Source organism: Streptomyces sichuanensis, from assembly GCF_020328095.1.
Lineage (GTDB): Bacteria > Actinomycetota > Actinomycetes > Streptomycetales > Streptomycetaceae > Streptomyces > Streptomyces cinnamoneus.
This window is the reverse complement of record NZ_JAIXMK010000234.1, coordinates 1-288: the sequence shown is the minus strand read 5'-3', so window position 1 is coordinate 288 and position 288 is coordinate 1. Positions and strand designations below refer to the sequence as shown.

Annotated in this window: 1 pseudogene; it reads right to left on the bottom strand. The window is 76.7% G+C overall.

Features of this window, described 5'->3' with window-relative positions:
- Window positions 1-288: pseudogene (locus tag LE181_RS31520) on the bottom strand (sugar-binding protein); the annotation flags it as partial.

Below are 288 nucleotides of genomic sequence, written 5' to 3'. Positions count from 1 at the left end.
GGGTATGCGCTGGTTCGTGGGGATCGCCAGAAAGGTGACCTTGCCGGGGTCGCCGAGGACGGCCTTGGCGACGGCCCGCACGAGGTCGATGTCGAAGCCGCTCAGCTCGCCCGTGGCCGGGTCGCGGTAGCCCCACCGGTAGCTGTTCTGGTCGACGCCGGCGACGAGCCGGCCGCGGTTCTTGATGCGCTGCACCGCCGGCCCGTCGGCCGTCGACGGCCGCAGGCTCGCCTCCGGCGCCGCGCAGGCCGCCGGCGCCCGGGCGGCGGCCACGGACGCCCCGTGCGC